Raw genomic sequence first — 25,080 nt, 5'->3', positions numbered from 1 at the left:
GTGTCACGCCTCCCACACGGCGGCTGCCGTGCGGTCGTCCGCGTACCCCTTGACCCTGGTCCGGACGTCGGTGAGGAACGCGGCGAGGCCCGGCGGGGTCGGCGCGGACCACCGCCGGGAGAGGTGGGCGGGGAACCGGGGCTCGCCGCGCAGCGGTTCGGCGAGGCCGTCGGAGCACATCAGGAGGGTGTCGCCCGGACGGGCGAGGGAGGCCCGGAACCGGAAGGGTTCGCGCGGCGGTCCGGGGGCCGGCTCGTACGGGCTCGGCGGGGCCGGGATGCCGAGGTCCATGGTGAGCCGGTCGCCCCCGGGGGCCTCGGCGGGCGGTGCCCCGAAGCCGACGACCGGTGCGCCGGCGACCTCGCCGACCGGCGGCTCGATGTCCTGCCACGCACCGTCCCTGAGGCGGAACAGCCCGCCGGGGCCGACGCCGAAGAAGACCCGGACCCGGCAGGCGGGGTCGGCGGGCAGCAGCAGACAGCGCAGGCTCGCCGCGTACTCGTCGGGTGCCAGCCCCCGTTCGGCGGCGCCGGCCCGCAGCCGTCCCAGGCTGCGGTCGGTGAGCCGGTGCAGTCCCGACTTCAGGTCGCCCCTGCGGGCGGCCCGCATGTCCTCGGCGAGCCGGACGTGACTGCGGCCCACGGCCTGCCCGATCCAGTGGCACGCCTCGGCGGCCGCCCGGTGCGCGCCCGGCACGGCACGGGTGCCGGTGGCCGTCGCGACCAGGATCAGCGCCTGGTCGCCGCTGCCGAAACGGGCGGTGAGCAGCGCGTCCCGGCGCGGCTCGCCCCGGAAGCGCGCGGAGTCCCCGCGCACGGAGGCGGCCCGCAGCGTGCAGGACCCGTACCGGGCCCCGTCCAGGACGGTGTCCGCGACCAGGCCGTCCAGCCCGTCCGGGTCGGCGGCCGGCAGCGCGGTCGGCTCGGCGTCGTAGGTGGGCGGCCCGGACCCGAGGTGGGACTCGGCCGGCGGAGGCGGCTCGGCGGGGGCCGGGGCGTGCGCGGAACGTGCCCGCGCGGCGGGGTGCGGGAGCGGCGGGACCCCGGGGGGCGGGGGTGTGCCGTCGGCGATCGGGTACGGCGGCGGCCCGGGCGGGACCGGCGGGGTGGGTCCGGCCGGCGGGGCCGGGGCGCGGTCGGCGGCCGTCGTCGGTGCGGGGGGCCCGGACTGCGGGGCCCCGCCGGGGTGCGCCGCCCGCGGGGACGGACGGCCGCCCGGGGCGGGCGCCCGGGACTCGCGTTCGTCGAAGCCCGCGGGCAGGGGGCCGGGCAGGAACGTCGTCGGCCCGGCGGGGCGGTCGGCCGCCCCGGCCCGCGGGGGCGGTTCGTCCGTCGGCTCCCCCGCCCACCGGCCGGCCGGTCCGCCCGGCTCCCGGCGCGGACCCGGGACCCGCGGCTCCGCGTCGGCCGGAGCGGCGTCGCCGGGGGCCGGGCCACCGAGGTCCGGGCCACCGAGGGCCGGGTCGGCGGGATCCCCCGCGCGGACGGTCCCCGCCGCCGAGGCGAACCGGTCGTCGAGCGAGTCCGGGCCGGTCGTGGGGCCGGTGTCGTCGGTGGTGTCGTCGTACAACTCTCCCCACCAGTCGTCCTCGTGACCGGTGGGCCTTCCCCCCTGTTGGCTCATGCCCCTGATTGTCCACCGCGGGGGCCGCGGGGAGACCGGGCATCGGAAAAAATGCGTCAGGGCCGCCACGGGGAACAGCCGTGCGAGCGGCGGGCGGCACGGGTCGGGCGACCCCGGGTGGAGCGGCTGACGGAGCCGGCCGGGCGCCGGTCCGCGCGCCCGGTCGGCGGGCCCGGTCGGCGGGCGGGCGTACGGGCGGGGGCGGGTGCCCCGCCCGCCCTGATCGCGGCCGCCCCGCGCCCCGCGCCCTCCCGAACTGCCCGTTCCGTCCGCTTCCGGCAGGCTGGGCAGATGGGAGCGTGGGAACTCCTGCTGGTGGGCCTGGTGATCCTGTTCGGGCTGGGCGGAGTCCTGGTGCCCGGGCTGCCGGGGTCGTGGCTGGTGTGGGCCGCGGTCCTGTGGTGGGCGCTGAAGGACCCCCGGCCGGTCTCCTGGCTGGTGCTGGTGGGCGCCACGGTCGCGCTGTTCCTGTCCCAGGTGGTGCGCTGGGCGCTGCCGCCGCGCCGCCTGAGGACGAGCGACGCCACCCGCCGGATGGCCGTGTACGCCGGAGCGGGGGGCCTCCTCGGTTTCTTCCTGGTGCCGGTGCTCGGCGCGGTCCCGGGTTTCCTGGGCGGCGTCTACCTCTCCGAACGGCTGCGCCTGGGCAGCCCGGACGCGGCCCGCGCCTCGCTGCGCACGGTGATGCGGGCGGGCGGCTCCGGCATCCTCACCGAGTTCTTCACCTGCCTGCTGATCATGGGCGCCTGGCTGGGGGCGGTGCTGTGGGGATAGGCGCGTCGATCACGAGCGGTGTCGACGCGACCGGCCGGTGGCCGGCCGCCCAGGGCGGTGCGGCGGCGGCGGTCCTCAGCGGTCCGGGAGGGCGGCCGCCGGGGTCCCGGCCGTGCGGAGCGCGCGCGGCGGGGCGGCGGCCTCGGCTCCCTCCAGCGTCAGGAGCCGGACCTTGCGCTCCAGGCCGCCCGCGTAGCCGGTCAGCGAGCCGTCGGCGCCGATGACGCGGTGGCAGGGCCGGACGATCAGCAGCGGGTTGGCGCCGATGGCCCCGCCGACGGCCCGTACGGCGGCCCGCGGGGCGCCGGCCCGGGCGGCGATCTCGCCGTACGTCGCGGTGGCACCGTAGGGCACGGAGTCCAGGGCGGCCCACACGCGCGTCCGGAACGGCGTGCCCTCGGCGCGCAGCTCCAGCCGGAACTCCCGCAGCTCGGCGGCGAAGTAGGCGGCGAGCTGCTCCTCGGCGGCCCGGAAGGGGCCCCGGTCGCGCCGCAGGTCGTCCCGCACGGTGCGGCCGCCCCGCTGACCGGGGACGGACAGGGAGGTCAGCGCGCCGTCCGGCCCGGCGGTCAGGAGCAGGGGGCCCAGCGGGCTGTCGACACTAGTGAAGTACACGGGGTTCCTCCGCTGCACGCAGGTGGTGAAGGGCGTACGTCCGCCAGGGACGCCAGCTGTCGGGGACGTCGGCGCCGGGCGGCGCGACGTCGGGGTCGCCGAGGGCGCGGGCCCGGATCGCCGCCACGACGGGCCCGTCCAGGCCGGGCAGGGCGAGCAGCGCCTCCTGGGCGTCGTCCCGGTCGACGCCGGCGTCGAGCCGCACGGTGCCGTCGGCGAGGGCGGTGGCGAGCGTGCCCAGGGGGCCGCCGGTGTCGGCGAGGGCGGCCGGTTCGGGGAAGAGGTGGGTGAGCCCGTCGCGGGGCGCGTCCAGGGTCTTGCCGTGGGCGCGGACCAGGCGCCCCGCCCCGGCGGGGCCGACCAGCGCCCGCATCGCCTGCTCCTCCGGGTCGGCGGCGCCCGGCGCGCGCAGTCCGGGCCGGGCGGCGACGAGCGGGGCGAGCCGCGGGTGCGCCGCGAGCCGCTCGTCGACGGCGTACGGGTCGGCGTCGAGGTCGAACAGCCGGCGCAGTCGCTGGACGGCGGTGGTGAGGTCGCGCAGGTCGGTGAGGTGCAGGCGCGCGTCGAGCCAGCCGCCGGGGTGGACGGCGGCGCCGGACACGCGGCCCGGCCGTTCCTCGACGGCGACGACGGCCGTGCCGTACGGCAGCCGGAGGGCCCGCCGGTAGGTCCGGGCGCCCGGCGCACCGCTCACCTCCTCGACTCCGGGCACGGCCTCCGCCTCGAGCAGGTCGAACACCGGACCCGCGCGGTACGGGCCCCGGTGGGCGAGCCGCAGCGGGATCCCCGCGCCGGGTGCGGCCGTGCGCTCCTGCCGCGGGGCGGCGGCCCGCAGCTGGGTCGGGGTGGCGGCGTACACGGCCCGGATCGTGTCGTTGAACTGGCGCACGCTGGCGAAGCCGGACGCGAACGCGATCTCGGTGACCGGCAGACCGGTCGTGCGGAGCAGGATCCGGGCGGTGTGGGCGCGCTGCGCGCGGGCGAGGGCGACGGGCCCCGCGCCGAGTTCGGCGGTGAGCTGGCGCTGCACCTGGCGGGCGCTGTAGCCGAGGCGTGCGGCGAGCCCGGCGACACCCTCCCGGTCGACGACCCCGTCGCCGATCAGCCGCATGGCGCGGCCCACCACGTCGGCGCGCACGTTCCACTCGGCGGAGCCCGGGCCGGCGTCCGGGCGGCACCGCCGGCAGGCCCGGAAGCCCGAGCCCTGCGCGGCGGCGGCCGTCGGGAAGAACCGCACGTTGCTCCGTTTCGGCGTCACGGCCGGGCAGCTGGGCCGGCAGTAGATGCCGGTCGTCCGGACGGCGAAGCAGAACGCGCCGTCGAACCGGGCGTCCCGGCTGCGGACCGCCTCGTACCTGCTCTCCTCGTCCATCACGGACCCCAGTCTTCGCCCGTCCGGAGAGCGTTGCCAGCGGGATTCGGACATGGCGGTGACGGCGGTCCGCCCCGGCCCCGCCCTCCGCCACCGGCCCCGGCCGGCCGCGGGCAGGTCAGGGCGGACGCGGGCAGGTCCGGGCGGACGGCGGGCCGGACGGGACCGGCGGGAGGCGTCCCTGCCTGGTCCCGCCGCCCGCCGCCCGCCGCCCCAGGTTCCCGTCACCGCCCGGCGGCGAGGGTTCCGGCCGTCGTTCCCGCGCGGCGGCCGGACGGCCCGGCGACCGCGCGCCGGCTCACCGGTTCCCCGCCCGCTTGGCCCGCCCGGCGGCACGTCCGGCGGCCTGCTTGTGCTTCCAGCTCTGCCGGACGTCGGCGCGGAGCCGGGCGTCGGACTTGGCGACGATCCACTGGTTCTCCCGGACGAGCTTGCGGTAGCTGTCCAGCCGCCGGACCGGCAGGTCGCCGTCCTCGACGGCCGCGAGCACCGCGCAGCCCGGCTCGCGCTCGTGGGCGCAGTCCTGGAAGCGGCAGTCGCGGGCGAACTCCTCGACCTCGGCGAACACCTGGCCGACGCCGTGCCCGGCGTCCCACAGCCCGACGCCGCGCAGTCCGGGTGTGTCGACGAGGACGCCCCCGCCGGGCAGCGGCAGCAGGTTGCGGGTGGTCGTGGTGTGCCGCCCCTTGCCGTCCATGTCGCGGGTGGCCCGCACGTCCATGACGTCCTCGCCGACGAGGGCGTTGGCGAGGGTCGACTTGCCCGCGCCGGACGCCCCGAGCAGCACGGAGGTGCCCCGGCCGAGGAGCGCCGCCAGTTCCCAGACGCCGTGCCCGGTCATGGCGCTGACGGTGAGCACGGGGACGCCGGGCGCGCTCTTGACGACGTCCTCGACGAGGTGGGCGAGCGTGTCCGGGTGGGTGACGAGGTCGGCCTTGGTGAGGACGACGACGGGCTGGGCGCCCGATTCCCAGGCCAGTGCCAGGAACCGTTCGACGCGCCCGAGGTCGAGTTCCACGGCGAGCGACAGGGCGACGACGGCGTGGTCGAGGTTGGCCGCGAGGATCTGCCCCTCGGACCGTTTGGACGAGGTGGAGCGCACGAAGGCGGTACGGCGCGGCAGGCAGGCCCGTGCGTAGCGCGGGTCGCCGTCGGCGTCGACGGCGACCCAGTCACCGGTGCACACCACGCGCAGGGGGTCGTGCGGGGTGACGAAGGCGGTGTCCGCGCGGACGACGCCGTCGCCGGTGACGACGTCGCACTGCCCGCGGTCGACGCGGACGACCCGTCCGGGCAGCAGACCGCGCTCGGCGTGGACGGCGAACTCGGCCGCCCAGCCCTCGTCCCAGCCGTAGCGGGCGAGCGGGTGGGAGGCGGCCGGGGAGGTGGAGAGGTTCAAGACGGACCCTTCACAGGGGCGGTCCCGGCGGCGCGCTCATGGGCGCGCGAAGGCTCGTGTGGTCAGCCGGAGACCGCGGGGGCGGTGTGGACGAACGTCTGGTGGCTGCGGACAGCACCCGTGTCGGCGACAGTCATCGGTCACACCTCCTGATCCGTGTCACGCGCGTCCCGCGCGTCGTCTGCGTCCGTGTCGTGCGCGTCGTCCGTGCGCCGGCGGTGGCCGCCGGACGAGGCCCCGTAAGGATAGGGGCCCGCACGCCGGGGACGCCATCCGTTTCCGGGCCCGGCGCACGGCCTACGGCGGGGCCGCACACTCGCATGGTGACGCACGTCACACCCCCCGGCCGATCATTTCGGCGTGCTCCCTTCGTCATGAGGAGTGACGGTCCCACCGCGGGACCGCGCCGGCCCGCAGGACCACACCGGACCATCAGGGCCCTCAGGACCCTCAGGACCCTCAGGAAAGGACGCGACCGCCGTGAGCGCTCCCGTGAAAGGCCCCGCCGCCTATTTCCCCTCGATCGAGAAGAAGTACGGCCGTCCGGTCGCCGAGTGGCAGGAGCTGATCCGCGCCTCGCCACTGACCCGGCACATGGAGCTGGTGGCCTGGCTCAAGTCCGAGCACGGTCTCGGGCACGGACACGCCAACGCCCTCGTGGCGCACACCCTCGCGAACGCGGAGACCTCGAAGGGCTGAGCCGCCCCGGCGCCCTCGGGTGAGGCGGGGCCGGGGCGGGGCCGGGAAGGCATGGCCGCCCGGCTCCCGGGGAATCCGCAGGGTACGGGTGGGGCGTCTCCGCCCGTGCCACCGCACGGGCGGTAGGCTGCGTGGCCGGAAAGGCGCCGTCCTTGCCGTCCGTGCCACGCCGGAACGGAAACAGACAGTCGGCGAGCGCGGAGGAGACCGAGTGTGGATGGCACGCGCGACCGGCGGGACGACGCTCCCCCGCACGGCGGTTCCGTGTTGGAGGTGAGCCCGTTGTCCGGTCGTGCCGGAATCCGTGTCAGTGGCGAGATCGGCGCGGCCACCCGCGGCTCCTGGGAGGGAGCGCTCGCCGAGCTGGCCCGGCGGCACGCGGACGTGTCCTACGTGGAACTCTCCCGCGTGGTCTTCGTCGACGTGGCCGGCGTGTCCGCGCTCGCCGTCACCGCGATGAACCTGCCGGCCGGCCGGGTCGTCGTGGAGTGCCCGCCCCCGCAGCTGTCGCGCGTGCTGGCCCTGTTCTGGCCGGCCCTGCACGGGATCGAGGTGGCGCCGCGATGACGACCGCAGCAGACGGGAAGTTCCTCCACCCGGCACTGTTCTACCGCACGGATCAGGACTACACCGACCACCTGGTGCCCTTCGTCCGGGAGGGCCTGGCCCTCGGCGAACCCGTGGCGGTGGCCGTGCCCGGCCGCCGCCTGGAGCTCATCAGGGCCGGTCTGGGCCCGGACGCCGGGGACGTCCTGCTCCTGGACATGACCGAGGCCGGCCGCAACCCCGGACGGATCATCCCGGGCGTGCTGCGGGCGTTCGCCGACGCCCGCCCGGACGCGCGGGTGCGGATCGTCGGGGAGCCGGTCTGGCCCGGCCGCGGTCCGGTCGAGTACCCGGCGTGCGCGCAGCACGAGGCGCTGATCAACGCGTCCTTCGAGGGCCGGGCGGCGACCGTCCTGTGCCCGTACGACGCGGGCGCCCTGGACGAGGACGTCCTCGCCGACGCGCGGATCACGCACCCCACCCTGATCGCCGACGGCCGTGAGCGGGCCAGCGAGGTCTACGACTGGCGGTCCGTGGTGGACCGGTACAACGAGGTGCTGGTGCCCGCACCGGACGCCGCCGCCTTCTCCTTCGGCTCCGCCGCACTGCCCGACGCGCGCCGCTTCGCCGTCGGCCGGGCCGCGGAGCTGGGGCTGGGCGGGCAGCGGCTCCAGGACACGGAACTGGCGGTCGCCGAGCTGACCACCAACAGCGTCGTCCACGGCGGTGGACAGGGCACGCTGCGGATCTGGGCCGAGGCGGGTCAGGTCGTGTGCGAGGTCAGCGACCGTGGACGGCTGATCGACCCGCTCGCCGGCCGCAGGCCGCCGGCCCGCGGCCAGATCGGCGGCCGGGGCCTGATGCTGGTGCACTACGTGGCGGACCTGGTGCGCCTGCACACGGCACCGGACGGCACGACCGTGCGGTTCTACGTCGGCCTGTAGCGGCCCCTCCCGCGCCGGCGTCCGGCCAGGACGCTCCGGGGACCGGCCCGTGGGCGTGACGGCCCGACGACGACCCGTGGGCGTGACGGCCCGAAGGGACGTCACGCCTTGCCCGGATCGTGAGGATCGTCCGCTTAGCATCTAGGGGCCCGCGCCGCGGGCTCCGGCCGCCGAGGCCGCAGACGCCCCCTGTCACGGGAGCCGAGCCCCATGCGTCCGACCGGCCGTCACCGCGTCCTGCTCCCCGGCACCGCCCGTCCGTGCCCCGCGGCCCTCCACGGGCCCGAACCGCACGCCGCCGCACGGCACTTCGGCCGCCGCCGGTTCCTGACGCTGACCGCCGCGGCGGCGGCCCTCGCCTTCGCCACCCACACCCCCGCGCGGGGCGCCGCCGCCGCCCGCCGGCTCGACCCGGCGAGGATCTCCGAGGACCCCTTCACCCTGGGTGTCGCCTCCGGTGACCCGCTGCCCGACTCCGTGGTCCTGTGGACCCGGATCGCCCCGGCGCCGTACGAGCCGGGCGGAGGGCTGGCCGGGCGGAGCGTCGCCGTGGAGTGGGAGGTGGCGCGGGACGAGCGCTTCACCGCGGTGGTGCGCGGCGGCACCGCCCTCGCGCTGCCCGAGCACAACCACACCGTGCACGTCGACGTCACCGGCCTGGAGGCGGGACGGCCGTACCACTACCGGTTCAGGACGGGGGCCTGGACCAGCGGGACGGGCCGCACCCGCACCGCGCCGGCCGCCGGCGCCGCACCCGGCGCGCTCACCTTCGCGGCCGTGTCCTGCCAGGCGTACCACGACGGGTACTTCACCGCGCACCGCCATCTCGCCCAGGAGGACCTCGACGTGGTCCTCCACCTCGGGGACTACCTGTACGAGTACCCGGTGGACTCCGTCGGCGGCGCGCGCGCCTACCGGGACCGGGTGCTGCCCGCGGTGTTCGACCGGGAGACCGTCACCCTGGAGGACTACCGGCTGCGGTACGCCCTCTACAAGAGCGATCCCAACCTGCGCGCCGCCCACGCGGCCCACCCCTTCGTCGTCGCCTGGGACGACCACGAGACCGAGAACAACTACGCCGGCGCCGTCGACGAGCACGGCGGCCCGCCGGCGGAGTTCCTGCTGCGGCGGGCCGCCGCCTACCGGGCCTACTGGGAGCACCAGCCGCTGCGCGCGAACCGGGCTCCGGTGGGTCCCGACATGCCCCTGTACCGGCGTCTGCACTGGGGCTCACTCGCGCAGTTCGACGTCCTCGACACCCGCCAGTACCGCTCCGACCAGGCCTACGGCGACGGCCGGCACGTGCCCGGTCCCGAGTCGGACGACCCGGCGCGCACCATGACCGGCGCGGCGCAGGAGAAGTGGCTGCTGAACGGCTGGCGGGCGTCCGACGCGGTGTGGAACGTGATGCCGCAGCAGGTCTGCTTCTCCCAGCGCAGGTTCTCCGCCGACGCGCGGGCGAAGATGTCGATGGACGCCTGGGACGGCTACCGCGCCTCCCGCGGCCGCGTCCTCGCCGGGGCGCGGACGGCCGGGGTGGACAACCTGCTCGTGCTGACCGGCGACGTCCACGTGGGCTACGCCTTCGACATCAAGGCCGACTTCGACGACCCCGCGTCGAGGACCGTCGGCACCGAGATCGTCGCCACGTCCGTCGCCAGCGGCGGGGACGGCACCGAGCGGCCCGCCGACTGGCAGACGTACCTGACGGCCAACCCGCACCTGCGCTTCTACGACGGCCGGCGCGGCTACGTCCAGGTGCGGCTGACCCCGGAGACGGCCCGTGCCGACTTCAGGACGCTGGCGGCCGTGACGACGCCCGGCTCCCCCGTCTCCACGGCGGCGTCCTTCGTCACGGAGGCGGGGAACCCGGGCCTGGTCCCGGTCTGACGGCCGGGCGCGGCGCCGCGGGTCCGTTCCCGGGCCGCGGGGCCGTCGCGCGGCGGGTCAGGACGGCGTGCAGGCGGCGCCGTTGAGGCTGAAGCCGTACGGGGCGGTGTTCTTGCCCTGCCAGGAGGCGAGGAAGCCGAAGGAGAGGGTGCCGTCCGCGGCGACGGCCTTGTTGTAGTCGGCGGCGGTGGCGGTGACCCGCGGGCCGTCCTGCGCGACGCTCGCGTCCCACATCTGGTCGACCCGCTGGCCGTCCCGGAAGGACCAGGCGACCTGCCAGGCGTCGAGCGGCTCGGCGGTGGTCACGGTGACGGTGGCCTGGAAGCCGTCGGGCCACTGGTTGACGAGGTCGTACGCCACCTCGCAGGCCGCCGTGTGCGCGGTGGGCGACGAGGTGCCCTGGGGCTCCGGATCGGTCCGGCCCGTCGCCGACGGCGTACCGCCCGCGGACGGCTGCGACGCACCGGAGGGGGTGCCGGAGCCGGTGCCGGGCGACCCCGGGGGCGTGCCGGGCACGGCGGAGGGCCCGGACGGGTTGCCGGGGCCGGCCACCGGCGTGCTGTCGGTGGGCAGGCCGCCGTGCGCGGAGTCGTCGCTCTCGCCGAACGGCATCAGCGAGACGGCGAGGGCCAGCGCGGAGACGAGGACGGCGGCGACGAGCAGGCCGTTGCGCAGGGTGCGGGCCTTGTCGGCGGCCGGGTCGCGCCACTCGCCGTCCGGGTCGGGCGCGGGCGGGCCGCCGCCGCTCATCCGCACCTCGGCGGCGCGGCGGCGGCGCTCCAGGTAGGCGAGTCCGCCCCAGCCGATCACGCCCTGGGCCAGCGCCGCCGGCAGTCCGCCGCCGTGCAGGCGCAGACAGGCCGCGGCCTCCGCGCAGTCCACGCAGGTGGCCAGGTGCCGGGAGAGGTCCTCCGGCGTCTCGGCGACGGGCGAGCGGGTCACGGCGTCGAGGAGGCGGACGTAGCTGCGGCACTCGGCGTCCATCGGGGTGTCCAGATGGTTGCGGTGGCAGCGGTCCCGGAACAGGCCGCGGACCTGGTTCAGCTCCTCCATCGCGGCGGCCGGGTCCAGCCCCTGCCGGCGGGCGACGGCGCGCGGCGGCAGCGCCTCCACCTCCGCCAGCCACAGCAGCGCGGCGTCCGGCTCCTGCATGTCGCGCAGTCCGCGCAGCGCGACGGGCCGGCGCAGGGGCGGTCCGGTGTACCGGGCGGCTTTGTCGGAGTTCAGCCACAGCCGCAGGTCGGGGTCGAGCCGGTGGCCCTGTCCCCGGGCCTCCCAGGCGGCCGCCGTGGTGCGTACGGCGGTCAGCAGCAGGGGTATCCGGGGCAGCCGGGACGCGCGGCGGCCGGCCGCCTGCCGGCCGCCGTCCTCGGCCGCGCGGGCCTCGCGTATGCCGAGCGCGAACGCCTCGCGGGCCAGTTGGTTGGCCGCGGTCGACCCGGAGGTGCACAGGTCGGCGTACGACAGGACGGCGTCCCAGCACTCCGTGAAGAGGGCTGCCTCGGCGGCGTCCTTGGGGGTCGGCAGGTCGGGCATGAGTCTCCTGCATCCACAAGCGAGGTCAACTCGACATGTCGGCAATGGAGTTGGGGGGAACCTCGCGGCAGTGGCAGAGCTTTTCACGAGTTGCGCACAACTGACAAGCGCCCTGTTCAGATGTCCGTACAGGGCGCTCGCGCCCTCCGGCCGGGGCCCTCGGGGCCCCGCGGACCGCCCCTCGGCCCGGTGCGGCGGCGCCCCTTCTCCCCCGCACCCGGCCACGGTACCGGCTCCGGTCGTGGCGGGGTGCGGAGCGGGGCGCGCTCAGACCGCCGAGGGTTCGTCCTCCGCGGCCGGGGACTCGTCCGCCTGCAGGCTGTCCATGAAGGAGCTGACGGAGAAGACGGCGCGACCGGGTCCGGGCGGACCGTAGCCGGGGGGCGAGGACAGGCCGAAGTCGTCCATCGTCTGCCGGTAGGCCTGGAGCAGCCGGATGTGGTACTCCAGCGGCGCGCCCTGCGGGTTGGCCTTGCCGAGCGGGGTGGTCGGCTCCGGGCACCAGGTCGTGAAGCGGGGCGTGATGCCGTGCGACATGAAGAAGCGCAGGCCCTCGGTGGTGGAGGCGATCGCCTCGTCGACCGTCTTGAAGCCGAAGGGCTCGGCCATCTCCACCCCCGCCACGAAGTTGGGGATGACGTTGCGCGCGCCGAAGATCTCGGCGGAGTCGAGGATGCGCTTGTGCCACTCGTCGCGGCCGACGTAGCGCTCCTTGCCGGGGCAGTACATCTTGAACAGGTACTCGTCCCACACCTCGTAGTTGGGGTGGTAGATCTGCACGCCGTGGTCCTTGAAGCGCTGCACGTCGTCGCGCGGGAGGGCCTGGGCGACGACCTTGCCGATCCAGCGGCCCGGGAAGCGCTCCTCGATGGCCTTGGCGTAGTGGCCGTAGAAGTCGGCCTCGTCGCGTCCGGAGACGGTCCTGGTGATCGCGCCGCCGGTGAGCGTGTAGGCGGTGGAGGCCTTCGCGGTGTCGTAGCGGTCGATGATCTCCAGGGCCTCGAGGACCTCCTCGACGTCCTTGACCCCGGTGTACGGGCGGCCCGCGGCCTTGTGCTGGCGCCAGTTGTGGTTGATGTCGCAGTACTGGCACTCCTCCTTGGCGCCGAAGTACTGGCAGACCCGGAAGACGGTCAGGTAGATCAGGTAGCCCCACTGGATGGTGGGGGCGACCTCCATGACGGACTTCCCGTTGGAGAGCTTGTGCCGGTAGTACTCGGGCATGGGCGGCACGCCGACGTCCGAGATCCGCTTCCCGTCGAGGTAGAGGCCGAGCATCCCGTGCTCGTCGGCCGCCACCCGGTACGGCGAGGCGGGGTTCACCCGGACCGAGACGACGGTGCGCCGCAGGTCGTAGGGGCCCCCGGTGAGGATGATCTCCTCCGGCGGGCGGCGCAGCGCGGCCTCGCCGAGCTCGGGGAGGGTGCCGTGGTCGAAGGAGAAGATGAAGTACGACTTCGGCTTCACCTCGCCGCCCTCGTTGTCGCTGAGCGCGGAGGGGTCGAAGGCCACGCCTCCGCGGAGCAGGTCCTCCTTGAGGACGGCCTCCCGCGGCACGTGCGGAAACCGCTCCATCAGATCCTCGACCAGCGCGGTACGGCTGTCCATCGTCTCTCCTCCCGGCTCAGGCGTACGACTCCTCACGGTATGCCCCCGCCCTCGCGGGGATGGGGGCGGGGGGCCTCGTGTTGCGGGCAGGGTAGGTTCCACCTGGGAATTCCTGGTTCTCGATCTCCTCGGGAGGGCGATCCGCATGGCCGATACCGTGACCAACTGGGCGGGCAACATCACGTACGCCGCCGGGGAGCTGCACCGCCCCGCCTCGCTCGACGCGCTGTGCTCGCTCGTCGCGGCGAGCGGACGGGTGCGGGTGCTGGGCAGCGGGCACTCCTTCAACGCGATCGCCGAGCCGGGCCCGGAGGGGGTGCTGCTGTCGCTGGACGCGCTGCCCGCCGAGGTCGAGGTGGACCCGTCGGCGCGGACGGTGCGGGTCGGCGGCGGGGTGCGGTACGCCGAGCTGGCCCGGCGGGTGCACGCGCACGGACTGGCGCTGCCGAACATGGCCTCGCTGCCGCACATCTCGGTGGCCGGCTCGGTGGCGACCGGCACCCACGGCTCGGGGGTGGGCAACGGCCCCCTCGCGGCGCCGGTGCGGGAGGTGGAGATCGTCACGGCGGACGGGTCGACGGTCGTGATCGGGCGGGGCGACGAGCGGTTCGGCGGGGCCGTGACCTCGCTGGGCGCCCTCGGTGTCGTCACCGCCCTCACCCTGGACCTGGAGCCCGCCTTCGAGGTCGAGCAGCACCTGTTCACCGAGCTTCCCCTGGAGGGGCTGGACTTCGAGACCGTCGCGGCGGCCGCGTACAGCGTCAGCCTCTTCACCGACTGGCGGGCGCCCGGGTTCCGGCAGGTGTGGCTCAAGCGGCGCACCGACCAGCCCCTGGCCGGCTTCCCGTGGGCGGCGCCGGCCGCAGAGGCGCTGCACCCGGTGCCGGGGATGCCCGCGGTCAACTGCACCGAGCAGTTCGGGGTGCCGGGGCCGTGGCACGAGCGGCTGCCGCACTTCCGCGCGGAATTCACGCCGAGCAGCGGTAACGAACTGCAGAGCGAGTACCTGCTGCCGCGTGCCCACGCCGCCGCCGCCCTGGACGCGATCGACGGTGTCCGGGAGACGGTCGCCTCCGTGCTGCAGACCTGCGAGGTGCGTACCGTCGCCGCCGACGAGCAGTGGCTGAGCCCGGCCCACGGGCGGGACTCGGTCGCCGTGCACTTCACCTGGACCGACGACACGGCCGCCGTGCTGCCGGTGGTGCGGGAGCTGGAGGCCGTGCTGGAGCCGTTCGAGCCCCGGCCGCACTGGGGCAAGGTGTACGAGATGCCCGCCGCCGCGGTGCGCGGACGGTATCCGCGGATCGACGACTTCCGGGCGCTGGTCCGGGAACTGGACCCGGCCGGGACGTTCACCAACGCCTTCGTGCGGGACGTCCTCGGCCCGTGAGCCGCCGCCTCGACCGCGACTTCGTCGACCCCCTTTCCCAACCCCTTGTCGAACCGCGGCGCACGCCATAGCCTGACGCCCCGCCGGTGCCGCCCCGCCCCGGCACCCGGCGTGCCGGCACGTCGGCACACGGGCAGGCGGGCACGCCGGCATCCCGGAGGCCGGATGCCGGCACGGAAGACAGGTGACCCTCCGGTGAAGCGCACCTCACGCGACATCCGCACCGCGAACCGCTACGAGGTGCTGCGCCAGATCATCGCCCGCTCCCCCACCTCACGGCAGGAGCTGGCCGCGGCCACCGGCCTCAGCCTGGCCACCGTCGCCACCCTGGTCGGCGAGCTGCTCGACCTGCGCATGATCACGGAGGTCGGCTTCGAGGACTCGGCGGGCGGCCGGCCCCGCGGCCTGGTGGCCGTCCACGCCGCCGGGGGTGCGCTGATCGGCGTGGACATCGCCGAGACGTACGTCCACGTCGAGCTGTTCGACCTCGCGCTGAACGTGCTGGCCCGCGCCGAGGAGGACATCCGCCCCGGGGAGAGCCGCCCGGAGCAGGTCGTCACCCACGTCGTCGCGGCCGTGGACCGGGTCGTGGCGCGGGCGGGCGTCGAGACGGCCCGGGTGCTCGGGGTCGGGGTGAGCGTGCCCGGGCAGGTGGACCGCGCCACCGGGACCGCCGAGTACGCGCCCAACTGGGACTGGCACGACGTGCCGTTGCGCGACCTGCTCTCCGCGCACATCGACCGTCCCCTGCACCTGGACAACCCGCTGCGCGCCTGCGCGGTGGCCGAGCTGTGGTTCGGCGCCGCGCGCGGTCACGGGGACGCCGTCGTCGTCAACCTCGGCACCGGGGTCGGTGCCGGGCTCGTGCTGGGCGGCGCACTGCACCGGGGGGTCAGCAACAGCGCCGGCGAGTGGGGGCACACCACGCTCGTGCTCGACGGCCGGCTGTGCCACTGCGGCAACCACGGCTGCGTGGAGACGTACGTCGGCGCGCCCGGGATCATGCAGAACCTGCGCGAGCACAGCCCGCGCAGCCCGCTGCTGCACCCGGAGGACCAGACCGCCACCGTCGACGCGCTGGCCCGCGGTGTCGCCGCGGGCGACCCGGTCGCCGTCGAGGTGGTCCGGGACACCGCCCGTTATCTGGCCGCCGGCATCGCCGACCTGGTGAACCTCCTCAACCCGGAGGTCGTCGTGCTGAGCAGCTGGGTCGCCGCCCGGCTCGGCGAACCCCTCCTCGACGAGGTCCGCGAGGCCGTCGCCCGGCACGCGCTGGGGCGTCCGCTGGCCTCGACCGGGATCGTCCTCTCGCCGATCCCCACCGACCCGGTCTGCCTGGGCGCGGCGACGTTCGCGCTCGAAGGGGCGCTGCAGGCGGTGGGACGACGGGGCGCGCACCGCGCGGCCGCCGCCCCGGCCGCGGCCGCGGTCCCGGGCTCCGCTCCGGCTGCGGCTCCGGCTCCGGCTCCGGTCGAGGGGCGTACGGCGCCCTCGGCCTGACGGGCAGGAGGGCGCGGGTCGGGCGTCGGGTCCGGCCCGCGGGCCCTCCTCCTCACGTCCGGTGTCCCGAACGTCGCGCAACGCTTCGAACAGGCTTCGTCCAACCCCTTGCCGAAGGACCGGCCGAAAGGTGACGTCCCGCACCGCAACGCCTCCTCGAGCCCTCCTTCCTGGAGACCGGGCCCGCCGAGTTCTCCCTCGTGTGCACGGCGACCGGCTGAACCCGCGCGCCGGGCGTTTCCCCGTCCGGGGTGCCGTCCGGGGTGCCGGCCGGGGAAACGACTACCGCCCGGGGCCGCCGTGATCCACGATGACCTGCATGAACGACGCTCACGACAGTCCCCGTCCCGTCCGGCCCGGCGAGTACCCGCCGTGGGAGGAGGCGCTGGCGCTCGTCGGCCGGGACCTGGACGCGCTGCTCCCCGGCCGGGGTCCCCTGCGGCTGCTGGCCCTGCCGTCCTGGGACGAGGAGGAGGCCGGGGACGGGCCGGGGCGCGAGCACGTGTACGTCGCCCTGCCCGACGGCCGCCGGCACGGCGACCACCTCTGGCACGGCTCCGTGTCCGATCCCGGCACCGCGCTCGCCGAGGTCGCCGAGGCCGCGCAGGAGACCGTGCTGGAGTGCCTGTGGCAGGTCTGGCCGGTCTGCGACGAGCACGGCCTCGGGATGCACGCGGGCCGGGAGGACGGCCGCGCGGTGTGGTGGTGTGCGGGCGGCCGCTCTCCCGGGGACCCCGCGCACGTGCGGGCGGCGGTCGGTGGGCTGGACGCACCGCACCGACCGCGCCGGGGCCGCCGTGAGCGGCACTGACCTCAGTGGTCGGCGCAGCAGGGGGTCGGGTCGGGTACCTCGAAGGGGACCAGGGTGCCGCCCGCGGCGGGCATCGCGGTGAGCACCAGCTCACCGTCCCGCCACTGCGGACGGACGTGGCCGTTCGTCACCAGCCGGGTGGCCGAGGGCGGTTCGGCCGCCGTGCCCAGGACCGTGACGCGGTCGATCGCGGATCCGGCCAGCAGCTCGCCGACCGTCAGCGTGCCGCGCAGCCGGTCCGCCCCGGGGTACAGCACCGCGCGGCCCACGGCGTCCGGGGCGCCCTCGCTCGCCTCGTACCCCCGTTCCGTCAACCGGGCCCGGACGGCGTCCCGTTCCGCCGCCGTCCCGGAAGCGAGGGAGACGGCGACGCGCGGCCGCCCGTCCCGCAGGAGGTGGGTGCAGCCGAACACCCCCTCCTTCAGGCCGATCTCCGCCGCGAGGGTGCGGAGCAGGTGATCGGCGGCGCGCAGGTCGCGCGAACCGGCGTCCACCGCGAGGACGTACGGCGTGCGGGGCGACGGTGTGCGGTGGCGGGGTGTCACGAGGGCAGGACCCAGACGGGGTTGGTGTAGAACCAGAGGTCGGCCCACGGGTCGGCGTCACCGACGACGTCGATGGCCGGGCCCGCCGGGTCGACGGCCGCGCCCATCGCGCCGACGGCGCTGCGGTTGCCGTCCGAGCCGCGCAGCCGGACGTACACCGGCCGGTCCACCCGTCCCAGGTCGTAGGTGAGCCGCACCGTGCCGGCCGTCCTGTCGATCTCGTAGGTGCGGACGACCCTGGCGGTCGGCGCGGTGAAGGTGTCCTGGTCGGCGACCGGTCCCGTGACGTCGCCCTGGACGACGTCCACACGGGCCAGTCCGGGCACGAAGCCCGCCCAGTTGGGGCCGGCGGCGAGCGCCACGTCGACCGTCAGCTTCACGCTCGTGCCCTTCTTCACGTGCAGGGCGCCGCCGAGGGTGGCCCAGCGGCCACCGCCGGCCACCCGTACGTCGAGCCCGTCGACGAGCTGCCCGTGGTCGACCCAGACGCGTCCGGCGCGGATGCCGTCCATGACGGCGGCGTAGGAGAAGCCGTCGGAGCCGACATGGGTGCGGCTGTACTGGCCGGGCCAGTAGTCGCCCTGGGAGATGTCGATCGCGCCGCCGTGGACCGGGTCCCGGTAGCGGCCGTCGGTGGCGAAGTCGCCGCCGGGGCCGCGCACGGCGGTGTCGGCGTAGACCTGGTGGGAGTCGGAGTTGGCCGTGATCCACCAGGGCTTGCCCTCGGCCAGGAGGCTGTCCCACAGTCCGCCGACGGTGGCCGTCATCCAGTCGAAGCCGCCCCAGGTGCGGTAGCTCTCCGGCGGGTAGCCGGCGAAGGAGTTGGCGCCGGGGCTGTTGTCGTAGATGCCGCGGGCGCGGCCCGGGCCGAGCGGGGCGGGCAGGCCCGCGGCCTGGTGGCCGGGGGCGCCCTCGAAGCCGACGGCGATCCGGTGGCCGTCGGGCGTCGCGTCGCGCCAGGCGCGGATCTCGTGCGGGGAGTCGACGCCGCGCCGCGCCGGATGGTTGGCGAGCATCAGCGCGTCCTTGACCTTGCGGCGGCGGACCTGCTCGCCGAGGAAGGCGAGTCCGGCGACGGCGAGGGCCTCGTTGGCGGGCGTCGAGTCGGAGGCGCCCCTGACGCTGCCGTCGTAGTCGGTCTCGAACTGCTTGAGGACGGAGACCTCGTTCTTGCCGGGGTGGACGAAGACGGTGCCGTGCTCGGCGCCCGGGATGTTCCATTCCAGGCCCTGGAAGACGAGGGTGTCCTCGTGCGCGGCCCGGGCCTCCTTGATGTCCGGGTTGACCTTCTCGACGCCGATCCTGGCGTGCGTGGTGCTGCCGTGGTCGGTGATGACCAGCCAGTCCATGCCGTGCCGGGCGCCCTGGCGGACCTGGTCGACGACGCGGTACTTGCCGTCGCTGCTGTACTGGGTGTGGATGTGGTGGTCGCCGGCCAGCCAGAGGAAGCCCGTGGAGCGGCGGCCGTCGCGGGCCGGGGCCTGCGGGGCGGCGGCGGCCGGGGTCGCGCCGGCCGTCTGGCCGAGGACGCCTCCGGCGGCGAGGCCGGCGCCGAGCAGACCGGCGCGGCGCAGCAGCGACCGGCGGGACCGCTGCTCGGGGCTGAGGGCCTCGTCGGGCACGGAGGCGTCGAAGGCGGCGGGCAGCGCGGGGGCCACCTCGTGGTCGTGGTGGTGGTGGCCGTGTGCGTGCCCGTGCCCGTGCCCGTGCCCGTGTCCCATGGTGCCCTCCCGGTTGCCGCGGTCCTCAGCGGCTGCCTTCCGCGGCACGTGCGCGCCGCGGAAGGAGGATCGGGGCGAAACGTGAACGTGGGACGACCTGGGGGCGGCCGGCGGCCGACCCGGACACGGCGGCTCGCCACCGTCTCCCGGCGTTTCCCCAACTCCCCTTTTGCATCAGACTGGTTGCCGGAGAATCCGAGCAGCGACCACCTTCTCGGCAACCCGCCCCCCACCGGGAGACATCCACATCATGAGACGACGACTCCTCGGCGCCCTCACGGCCGCCACGCTCGCCCTCACCGGCCTCGCGGCCACGGGCGCGACACCCTCCGCGGCCGCCGGTTCCGTCACGTCCGCGAGCCCGGCCGCCGGTTCCGCCGCGTCCGCCTCCGCGGCGGCCGTCACCGGTTCGTTCAACGTGCTCACCTACAACGTGGCGGGCCTGCCCGAGGGCCTGAGTTCGGGCCGGCCGGCCACCAACACCCCGCTGATCTCGCCGCGGCTGGGGGCGTACGACATCGTCAACGTCCAGGAGGACTTCAACTACCACGCGGCGCTGTACGCGGGCGACGACCATCCCCACCGCACCGCGACGAGCGGCGGCGTCCCCTTCGGCGACGGCCTCAACACCCTCTCCGACTACGCCCTCGAGGACTTCGAGCGGGTGCGCTGGAACGCCTGCACCGGCACCAACTGCCTTACTCCGAAGGGCTTTTCGCTGGCCCGGGTGCGGCTCGCCGAAGGCGTCTTCCTGGACCTGTACAACGTGCACACCAACGCCGACTCGACGGACGACGCGATGGCCGCACGGCGCGCCAACATCGCGCAGCTGTCGGACTTCGTCCGGGCGAACTCGTCCGGCAACGCGGTGATCGTGATGGGTGACACCAACACCCGCTACACCCGGACCGGGGACAACATCCGCACCCTCGTCGCCGAGAACGGGCTCACCGACCCGTGGGTGGAACTGGTCAGGGGCGGTACGCCGCCGGCCTCGGGCGCGGACGCGCTGCTGTGCCCGACGACGGCCCCGACGGACGACTGCGAGGTGGTCGACAAGGTCCTCTACCGCGGCAGCAGGCTCCTGTCGCTCGAAGCCACCCGGTACCGGAACGCGTGGGCGTCCTTCCTCGACTCCGCCGGCGGCAACCTCTCCGACCACTTCCCCCACACGGTGGACTTCTCCTACACCCTCGCGGCGGGCCTGCGGGCGGGCGACTTCTTCGGCGGCCCCCACGGCACGGCGTTCACCGACGCGGACGACCTGCCGGCCGTCCCGGCCCCCCGCACCCTCACGCTGCGCGGCGGCTCCCGCCTGGACGCCGTCTCCCTGACCCACGACGGCGGTACGGTCCTCGCCCACGGCGGCACCGGCGGCACGGCCGCCTCGCTGACCCTGGCGGCGGGTGAGCACCTCACGTCGGTCAAGCTGACGCAGGGTCAGAAGGACGGCCGCACCCGCCTGTTCTCGGCGTCCTTCACGACCGACAGGGGCCGCACCCTGTCGGCCGGCACCGCGACCGCCGACGCAAAAACCTTCACCGCCCCGCCCGGCTGGCGGATCGTCGGCTTCACGGGCCGCGCCGGGACCGAGGTCGACAAGCTGGGGATGGTGTACGCGCCGGCCGGCTGAGGGCCGCCGGCCCGGGGAGGCCGGCGACGTGCCCGACCGCGACGGCACCCCGTCGGGACAGCCCTTAGGATCCTCCCCGACCCCCTCAGGCCCCCGACGGACAAGGCGTCCCCCATGCCCCGAGCCGGCCTCACCGCGGACCTCCTGGTCGCGGCCGCCGCCGACCTCGCCGACGAGGCCGGGTTCGACAACGTCACCCTCTCCGCGCTGGCCCGCCGCTTCGGCGTCAAGGACGCGAGCCTGTACTCGCACGTCCGGAACATCCAGGACCTGCGGACCCGCCTCGCGCTGTACGCGGGCGCCGAGCTGATCGACCGGATCGCCCCGGCCGTCGCGGGCCGCTCCGGCAAGGAGGCCCTCGCGGCCTTCGCCGGCGCCTACCGCGAGTACGCGCTGCGGCATCCGGGACGGTACGCCGCCACCCAGATCCCCATGGACCAGACCCTGGTCGCCGAAGCCCCGGCGTTCCGGCGCACCGCCGACATCACCTACGGCATGCTCCGCGCGTACGGCCTCGGGGAACCCGACCTCACCGACGCCGTACGCCTGCTGCGGAGCACCTTCCACGGCTACTGCACCCTGGAGGCGGGCGGCGGCTTCGGCGCGCCCCGCGACGTCCAGCGCTCGTGGGACAAGGCGGTCGAAGCCCTGCACACGGCCCTGACGCACTGGCCCACCGACGGGTGACGGGCGCCCCCGGACGGCGGGGAGGGCCCGACGCCCCTAAACCGGGGGCGCCGGCGCGCCGGGGACCGGCAAGGAGCGCGGCAGGGGGGTCCGGGGAACCGCGCGGCGGCGGCCGGCGGACCTCAGCCCGCCCGCTCCGCCGCGCTGCGCTCCACGCAGAACTCGTTGCCCTCCGGGTCCGCGAGGAGCGCCCACCCGGTGCCGTCCGGCCGGCGGTGGTCGGCTACCAGGGTGGCGCCGAGGGCGAGCAGGCGGTCGACCTCCTCGTCGCGGGTGCGGTCCTGGGGCTGGAGGTCGAGGTGCACGCGGTTCTTCACGGTCTTCCGCTCGGGGACCGTGACGAAGAGCAGGCCGGCGCCCTCGAGGAGCGCCTCCTCGTCGCCGGGCCGGTCGTCCTCGTGGAGCGGCTCGCCGAGGGCCTCGGACCAGAACTTCGCCAGGCCGTAGGCGTCCGCGCTGTCGATCGTCACGTGACGGATGGTGGAAGTCATGCCGGGAGTCTCGTGCAGACGCCCGCGCGAGGCAACGGACCCACCCGTCGCTTCCGGCGCTCCGCGGCCCGTCCGTCCCCGCCGCGCCGGTGACCCGTACGGCGTCCGGCGAGACGGTCACACGGATTTCGGGCCCCCGCCGAAGCGGCCGTGGACGACCGCGTCCGCCCCGTCCCCGGTCCGCACCGACACCAGTTCCTCCAGCGGGACCGGGTCCGGCTCGCCGGTGAGGCGGGCGAGGGCGACGAACAGCGGGCCGGCGTCCCCGGTGACACCGGCGGGCGAGTCGTCCGGGCCGCGGCGGGCCGTCGGCCGCGGGGGCGGAGCCTGGGGGCGTCCCGGTTCCGGTCGGAACGCCCCCAGGGGCCTATCCCACCCGGACGAGGCCCTCCGGCACCAGACGCAGGGCGAGGAGTTCGTCACGGACCAGGCCGGCGTAGACGGTGGCGCCGTGCACCGAGGTGTGCGTGTTGTCCCGTTTCTCGTCGTAGAGGTACAGGGCCTTGGAGCCTTCCACGCCCAGGGACTCCACCAGGGCCTTGGTCTTCGCCGTGAGGTCGATCAGCGGGACGCCGTGCGCCGCGGCGACCGAGCGGACGACGGCGGGGTGGTCGACGCCGAGGCCGTTGACCAGCAGGGCCGTTCCGTTGTCCAGGGTGCCGTCGGCGTTGAACCAGCGGCGCACGATCGGGGTGACGAGGACCGGCTCGCCGCCCTTCGCGCGGACGCCGGCGACCAGCGTCTCCAGGTTCGCCCGGTAGGTCGCCTCGTCGGTCGTCTTGTCGTTGTGGGCGAGCTGGATCAGCACCAGGTCGCCGCGGTGGATGCGCGGCTGGACGGCGGCCCACAGCCGGGGGTCCGCCAGGTAGCTGACCGTGCTCTCGCCGGAATCCGCGTGGTTGGCGACGGAGACGCCCTTGCGCAGGTACTGCGGGAGCCGCTGGCCCCAGCCGGTGTACGGGTCGCCCGGCTGGTCGCAGACGGTGGAGTCGCCGACGAGGAGGATCTGGCGGGAGTGCCGGGCGGGGGTGACGCGGATGCCGGCCAGCGCGGGGGCCGAGCCGCCGAGGACGAGGTCCAGGCCGGGGGTTCCCTCGGCGCCGGCCGGTTCGCCCTCGGGGGTGCGGACGTCGACGGTGAAGCCGCGTGCGACGCGCCCGCCCGCCGCGACGGCGGTCTCCGGGAGCAGGGCGCGCCGGGTCTCGCCGCCGACGGCGGTGCTCGACGCCGCCTCGCCGCCGAGCAGGACCTGCACGTCGTAGGTGCCGGGCGGTACGTCGAAGTGGCAGGCGGTGGCGGTGCAGCCGGCGACGGCGGGCGGCGGACCCGCGCCGTCGTCGGCCCGGGCGGCGGGCACGGCCGTCAGGGCGGCGGCCAGGGCCAGCGCGGCCGGCACGGCGGTGGTGAAACGTCTCACTTGCGGCTCCTCGGTCGCGGCAACAGGACCTGGCGGAGGACCGTACCGCCTCCGGCAAGCGCTTTCTAGACCTCGGACCCATTTCACGGGATCGCCAACTCCCTTGAGGTGAAAGCCCTTTCGCGAAATCGATTCAACTGCCACGCTGACCAGTCACCCGCACCCCCACACCTCCCGGAGGAGGCACCCCCATGTCCGGATCCGACAGCCATCGGCCGGTCCGCCGCCGCACCTTCGTCCTCGGCACCGCGGCCGCCGCCGGCACCGCCGCGCTCGCCGGTCCCCTCGCCGCCCCCGCGTCCGCCGCCGCCTTCGGCTGGACCGACGACGGCTCGCACTACGTCGTCGACACCGGCGCGCACCTCGTCTTCAAGGTCGCCAAGTCCAACGGCGACCTGACCTCGCTCGCCTACCGCGGCGTGGAGTACCAGGGCTACGGCGGCATGAACTCGCACATCGAGTCCGGCCTCGGCGCCTCCACCGTGTCCGTGAAGCAGTCCGGTTCGACGATCCTGATCTCCGTCGCGTACGGCACGCTCAAGCACTACTACGCGGCCCGCAGCGGCGAGAACAACGTCTACCTGTGGACGAACAAGGCCGACGCGTCCGTCTCGGCCACCCGTTACATCCTGCGCGTGAAGAAGGGCCTGTTCCTCAACGACGAGCCGGACTCCTACACGTACACCGACGGCACCGTCGAGGCCTCGGACGTCTTCGTGAAGTCCGACGGCCAGACCCGCTCCAAGCACTACTCGAGGCTGCGGGTGACGGACTACACCCACATCGGCTGGACGACCGGGAGCGTCGGCCTGTGGATCGTGCGCAGCAACCACGAGAAGGCCTCCGGCGGCCCCTTCTACCGCTCCCTGCTGCGCCACCAGAGCGCGGACGGCGGCGGCCTCTACGAGATCCTGTACTACGGCCAGAACCAGACCGAGGACCAGCGCTTCGGCCTCCAGGGCCCGTACGTCATCTCCTTCACGGACGGCGGCGCCCCCTCGTCGTCGCTGTTCCCGGGCACGCTGACCACTCCCTGGGCGGACTCGCTGGGCATCGCCGGGTACGTCGGGGCGAGCGGCCGGGGCCGGGTCGCGGGCGTGGGCATCACCGGGCGGAACACGGCGCACCCGTACACGGTGGGGCTGGCCAACGCGGCCGCCCAGTACTGGGGTCCGGCGCGGGCGTCGGACGGCTACCACTCGATCGGCGGGGTGCTGCCGGGGACGTACACGCTGACCGTGTACAAGAGCGAGCTGGCGGTGTACAGCACCCTGGTGACCGTGTCCGCCGGGGCGACGACCACCCTCAACACGATCGCGATCCCAGCCACGAACGACCCTGGCAACGCGAGCGCCGTCTGGCGCATCAACGAGTGGACCGGCACACCCGCCGGCTTCAAGAACGCCGACCTGATGACGTACGCGCACCCCTCCGACGTGCGGGCCGCCTCCTGGACGGGCAACGTGGTCGTCGGCAGCGGCAGCGAGACCTCCGCCTTCCCCTGCTACGTCTGGAAGGGCGTCAACAGCGGTCTGCTGGTGTACTTCCGGCTCACCGCGGCCCAGGCCGCCGCCGCGCACACCCTGCGGATCGGTGTGACGACGGCCTACGCCAACGGCCGCCCGCAGGTCACCGTCAACGACACCTGGACCTCGGCCGTCCCCTCGCCGCCCGCCCAGCCGAACACGCGGTCCCTGACCAACGGTTCCTACCGGGGCAACAACCACGTCTTCACCTACAGCGTCCCGGCGAGCGCCTGGCGGACGGACACCGGCCAGTACAACGTGCTGAGGATCGACGTGGTGAGCGGTTCGGGGACGACCGGCTTCCTCAGTGCGGGGACCGCCTTCGACGCGATCGACCTCCTGGCCTGACCGGC

Annotated in this window: 21 protein-coding genes; 11 read left to right on the top strand and 10 right to left on the bottom strand. The window is 75.3% G+C overall.

The features are described from left to right. Positions 1–3 precede the first annotated feature (3 nt). A complete protein-coding gene (locus tag ACZ5FU_RS06830) occupies positions 4–1,623 on the bottom strand; it encodes a protein phosphatase 2C domain-containing protein (protein ID WP_469044923.1) in 1,620 nt (539 codons plus the stop codon). A 291-nt stretch (positions 1,624–1,914) separates the two neighbouring features. Between ACZ5FU_RS06830 and ACZ5FU_RS06825 the strand changes: the two genes are divergently transcribed. Next, complete coding sequence (locus ACZ5FU_RS06825; protein WP_451529850.1) at positions 1,915–2,397, top strand: DUF456 domain-containing protein; 483 nt, start codon at positions 1,915–1,917, stop codon at positions 2,395–2,397. A gap of 75 nt (positions 2,398–2,472) precedes the next feature. Here ACZ5FU_RS06825 and ACZ5FU_RS06820 read toward each other — a convergent pair whose 3' ends face one another. The 3 genes from ACZ5FU_RS06820 to rsgA all read right to left on the bottom strand — a co-directional run bounded on the left by ACZ5FU_RS06820 (position 2,473) and on the right by rsgA (position 5,783). Next, positions 2,473–3,012, bottom strand: coding sequence for a methylated-DNA--[protein]-cysteine S-methyltransferase (locus ACZ5FU_RS06820; protein WP_451529849.1), 540 nt, complete (start codon positions 3,010–3,012; stop codon positions 2,473–2,475). Then, the gene (locus ACZ5FU_RS06815) at positions 2,999–4,384 is read right to left on the bottom strand and encodes a DNA-3-methyladenine glycosylase 2 family protein (protein WP_469045102.1); all 1,386 of its coding nucleotides are present in this window, start codon (positions 4,382–4,384) and stop codon (positions 2,999–3,001) included. Before ACZ5FU_RS06815 ends, ACZ5FU_RS06820 begins: the two co-directional genes overlap by 14 nt. 298 nt (positions 4,385–4,682) lie before the next feature. Then, positions 4,683–5,783: a ribosome small subunit-dependent GTPase A gene (rsgA, locus tag ACZ5FU_RS06810; RefSeq protein WP_451776929.1), complete on the bottom strand. Its 1,101-nt coding sequence runs from the start codon at positions 5,781–5,783 to the stop codon at positions 4,683–4,685. Between the two features lie 480 nt (positions 5,784–6,263). Here rsgA and ACZ5FU_RS06805 point away from each other — a divergent pair, with 480 nt between their 5' ends. From ACZ5FU_RS06805 to ACZ5FU_RS06790, 4 genes are all read left to right on the top strand, one after another. Continuing rightward, positions 6,264–6,482, top strand: coding sequence for a DUF4287 domain-containing protein (locus ACZ5FU_RS06805; RefSeq protein ID WP_451529847.1), 219 nt, complete (start codon positions 6,264–6,266; stop codon positions 6,480–6,482). Positions 6,483–6,695: 213 nt separating this feature from the next. After that, the gene (locus tag ACZ5FU_RS06800) at positions 6,696–7,049 is read left to right on the top strand and encodes an STAS domain-containing protein (protein ID WP_451529846.1); all 354 of its coding nucleotides are present in this window, start codon (positions 6,696–6,698) and stop codon (positions 7,047–7,049) included. Beyond that, on the top strand, positions 7,046–7,972 hold the full coding sequence (locus ACZ5FU_RS06795; RefSeq protein ID WP_451529845.1) for an anti-sigma factor RsbA family regulatory protein: 927 nt from the start codon (positions 7,046–7,048) through the stop codon (positions 7,970–7,972). Before ACZ5FU_RS06800 ends, ACZ5FU_RS06795 begins: the two co-directional genes overlap by 4 nt. A 210-nt stretch (positions 7,973–8,182) precedes the next feature. Then, on the top strand, positions 8,183–9,862 hold the full coding sequence (locus ACZ5FU_RS06790) for an alkaline phosphatase D family protein (protein WP_468834542.1): 1,680 nt from the start codon (positions 8,183–8,185) through the stop codon (positions 9,860–9,862). Positions 9,863–9,919: 57 nt separating this feature from the next. Here ACZ5FU_RS06790 and ACZ5FU_RS06785 read toward each other — a convergent pair whose 3' ends face one another. After that, positions 9,920–11,398, bottom strand: coding sequence for a cellulose binding domain-containing protein (locus ACZ5FU_RS06785; RefSeq protein WP_451529843.1), 1,479 nt, complete (start codon positions 11,396–11,398; stop codon positions 9,920–9,922). Positions 11,399–11,665: 267 nt separating this feature from the next. Continuing rightward, positions 11,666–13,006: a radical SAM protein gene (locus ACZ5FU_RS06780; protein WP_451529842.1), complete on the bottom strand. Its 1,341-nt coding sequence runs from the start codon at positions 13,004–13,006 to the stop codon at positions 11,666–11,668. Between the two features lie 145 nt (positions 13,007–13,151). On the opposite strand from ACZ5FU_RS06780, the gene ACZ5FU_RS06775 reads away from it, so the two are divergent. The 3 genes from ACZ5FU_RS06775 (at position 13,152) to ACZ5FU_RS06765 (ending at position 16,707) form a co-directional block, all read left to right on the top strand. After that, entirely contained in the window at positions 13,152–14,396 is a 1,245-nt protein-coding gene (locus tag ACZ5FU_RS06775; RefSeq protein ID WP_451529841.1) for an FAD-binding protein, read from the top strand. A 195-nt stretch (positions 14,397–14,591) separates the two neighbouring features. After that, on the top strand, positions 14,592–15,896 hold the full coding sequence (locus ACZ5FU_RS06770; protein WP_468834546.1) for an ROK family protein: 1,305 nt from the start codon (positions 14,592–14,594) through the stop codon (positions 15,894–15,896). 319 nt (positions 15,897–16,215) lie between these two features. After that, positions 16,216–16,707, top strand: a complete 492-nt coding sequence (locus ACZ5FU_RS06765) for a hypothetical protein (protein WP_451529839.1) — start codon at positions 16,216–16,218, stop codon at positions 16,705–16,707. Between the two features lie 2 nt (positions 16,708–16,709). Here ACZ5FU_RS06765 and ACZ5FU_RS06760 read toward each other — a convergent pair whose 3' ends face one another. After that, complete coding sequence (locus ACZ5FU_RS06760; protein WP_468834552.1) at positions 16,710–17,252, bottom strand: hypothetical protein; 543 nt, start codon at positions 17,250–17,252, stop codon at positions 16,710–16,712. Beyond that, on the bottom strand, positions 17,249–18,973 hold the full coding sequence (locus ACZ5FU_RS06755; RefSeq protein ID WP_468834555.1) for a PHP domain-containing protein: 1,725 nt from the start codon (positions 18,971–18,973) through the stop codon (positions 17,249–17,251). Before ACZ5FU_RS06755 ends, ACZ5FU_RS06760 begins: the two co-directional genes overlap by 4 nt. A gap of 250 nt (positions 18,974–19,223) precedes the next feature. On the opposite strand from ACZ5FU_RS06755, the gene ACZ5FU_RS06750 reads away from it, so the two are divergent. Then, entirely contained in the window at positions 19,224–20,606 is a 1,383-nt protein-coding gene (locus tag ACZ5FU_RS06750; RefSeq protein ID WP_468834557.1) for a jacalin-like lectin, read from the top strand. A gap of 114 nt (positions 20,607–20,720) precedes the next feature. Then, complete coding sequence (locus tag ACZ5FU_RS06745; RefSeq protein ID WP_451529835.1) at positions 20,721–21,293, top strand: TetR-like C-terminal domain-containing protein; 573 nt, start codon at positions 20,721–20,723, stop codon at positions 21,291–21,293. Between the two features lie 122 nt (positions 21,294–21,415). Here ACZ5FU_RS06745 and ACZ5FU_RS06740 read toward each other — a convergent pair whose 3' ends face one another. Continuing rightward, positions 21,416–21,784 (bottom strand): VOC family protein, encoded by a 369-nt coding sequence (locus tag ACZ5FU_RS06740; RefSeq protein WP_451529834.1) that lies wholly within the window; start codon positions 21,782–21,784, stop codon positions 21,416–21,418. Between the two features lie 367 nt (positions 21,785–22,151). Further along, entirely contained in the window at positions 22,152–23,201 is a 1,050-nt protein-coding gene (locus ACZ5FU_RS06735; protein ID WP_451529833.1) for a rhamnogalacturonan acetylesterase, read from the bottom strand. A 191-nt stretch (positions 23,202–23,392) separates the two neighbouring features. Here ACZ5FU_RS06735 and ACZ5FU_RS06730 point away from each other — a divergent pair, with 191 nt between their 5' ends. Further along, the gene (locus ACZ5FU_RS06730) at positions 23,393–25,075 is read left to right on the top strand and encodes a rhamnogalacturonan lyase B N-terminal domain-containing protein (RefSeq protein WP_451529832.1); all 1,683 of its coding nucleotides are present in this window, start codon (positions 23,393–23,395) and stop codon (positions 25,073–25,075) included. Positions 25,076–25,080 lie beyond the last annotated feature (5 nt).

The sequence above is a fragment of the Streptomyces sp. NPDC031554 genome, assembly GCF_055580685.1.
Note: the sequence above shows the minus strand (reverse complement) of the source record. Positions and strands in the feature narration are given on the sequence as shown.

What these genes read in the sequence shown, in the direction of transcription:
- ACZ5FU_RS06830 (WP_469044923.1), bottom strand. Translation starts at nt 1,623, where the DNA reads ATGAGCCAACAGGGGGGAAGGCCCACCGGTCACGAGGACGACTGGTGG.
- ACZ5FU_RS06825 (WP_451529850.1), top strand. Translation starts at nt 1,915, where the DNA reads ATGGGAGCGTGGGAACTCCTGCTGGTGGGCCTGGTGATCCTGTTCGGG.
- ACZ5FU_RS06815 (WP_469045102.1), bottom strand. Translation starts at nt 4,384, where the DNA reads ATGGACGAGGAGAGCAGGTACGAGGCGGTCCGCAGCCGGGACGCCCGG.
- ACZ5FU_RS06795 (WP_451529845.1), top strand. Translation starts at nt 7,046, where the DNA reads ATGACGACCGCAGCAGACGGGAAGTTCCTCCACCCGGCACTGTTCTAC.
- ACZ5FU_RS06790 (WP_468834542.1), top strand. Translation starts at nt 8,183, where the DNA reads ATGCGTCCGACCGGCCGTCACCGCGTCCTGCTCCCCGGCACCGCCCGT.
- ACZ5FU_RS06785 (WP_451529843.1), bottom strand. Translation starts at nt 11,398, where the DNA reads ATGCCCGACCTGCCGACCCCCAAGGACGCCGCCGAGGCAGCCCTCTTC.
- ACZ5FU_RS06780 (WP_451529842.1), bottom strand. Translation starts at nt 13,006, where the DNA reads ATGGACAGCCGTACCGCGCTGGTCGAGGATCTGATGGAGCGGTTTCCG.
- ACZ5FU_RS06775 (WP_451529841.1), top strand. Translation starts at nt 13,152, where the DNA reads ATGGCCGATACCGTGACCAACTGGGCGGGCAACATCACGTACGCCGCC.
- ACZ5FU_RS06765 (WP_451529839.1), top strand. Translation starts at nt 16,216, where the DNA reads ATGAACGACGCTCACGACAGTCCCCGTCCCGTCCGGCCCGGCGAGTAC.
- ACZ5FU_RS06755 (WP_468834555.1), bottom strand. Translation starts at nt 18,973, where the DNA reads ATGGGACACGGGCACGGGCACGGGCACGGGCACGCACACGGCCACCAC.
- ACZ5FU_RS06750 (WP_468834557.1), top strand. Translation starts at nt 19,224, where the DNA reads ATGAGACGACGACTCCTCGGCGCCCTCACGGCCGCCACGCTCGCCCTC.
- ACZ5FU_RS06745 (WP_451529835.1), top strand. Translation starts at nt 20,721, where the DNA reads ATGCCCCGAGCCGGCCTCACCGCGGACCTCCTGGTCGCGGCCGCCGCC.
- ACZ5FU_RS06740 (WP_451529834.1), bottom strand. Translation starts at nt 21,784, where the DNA reads ATGACTTCCACCATCCGTCACGTGACGATCGACAGCGCGGACGCCTAC.
- ACZ5FU_RS06730 (WP_451529832.1), top strand. Translation starts at nt 23,393, where the DNA reads ATGTCCGGATCCGACAGCCATCGGCCGGTCCGCCGCCGCACCTTCGTC.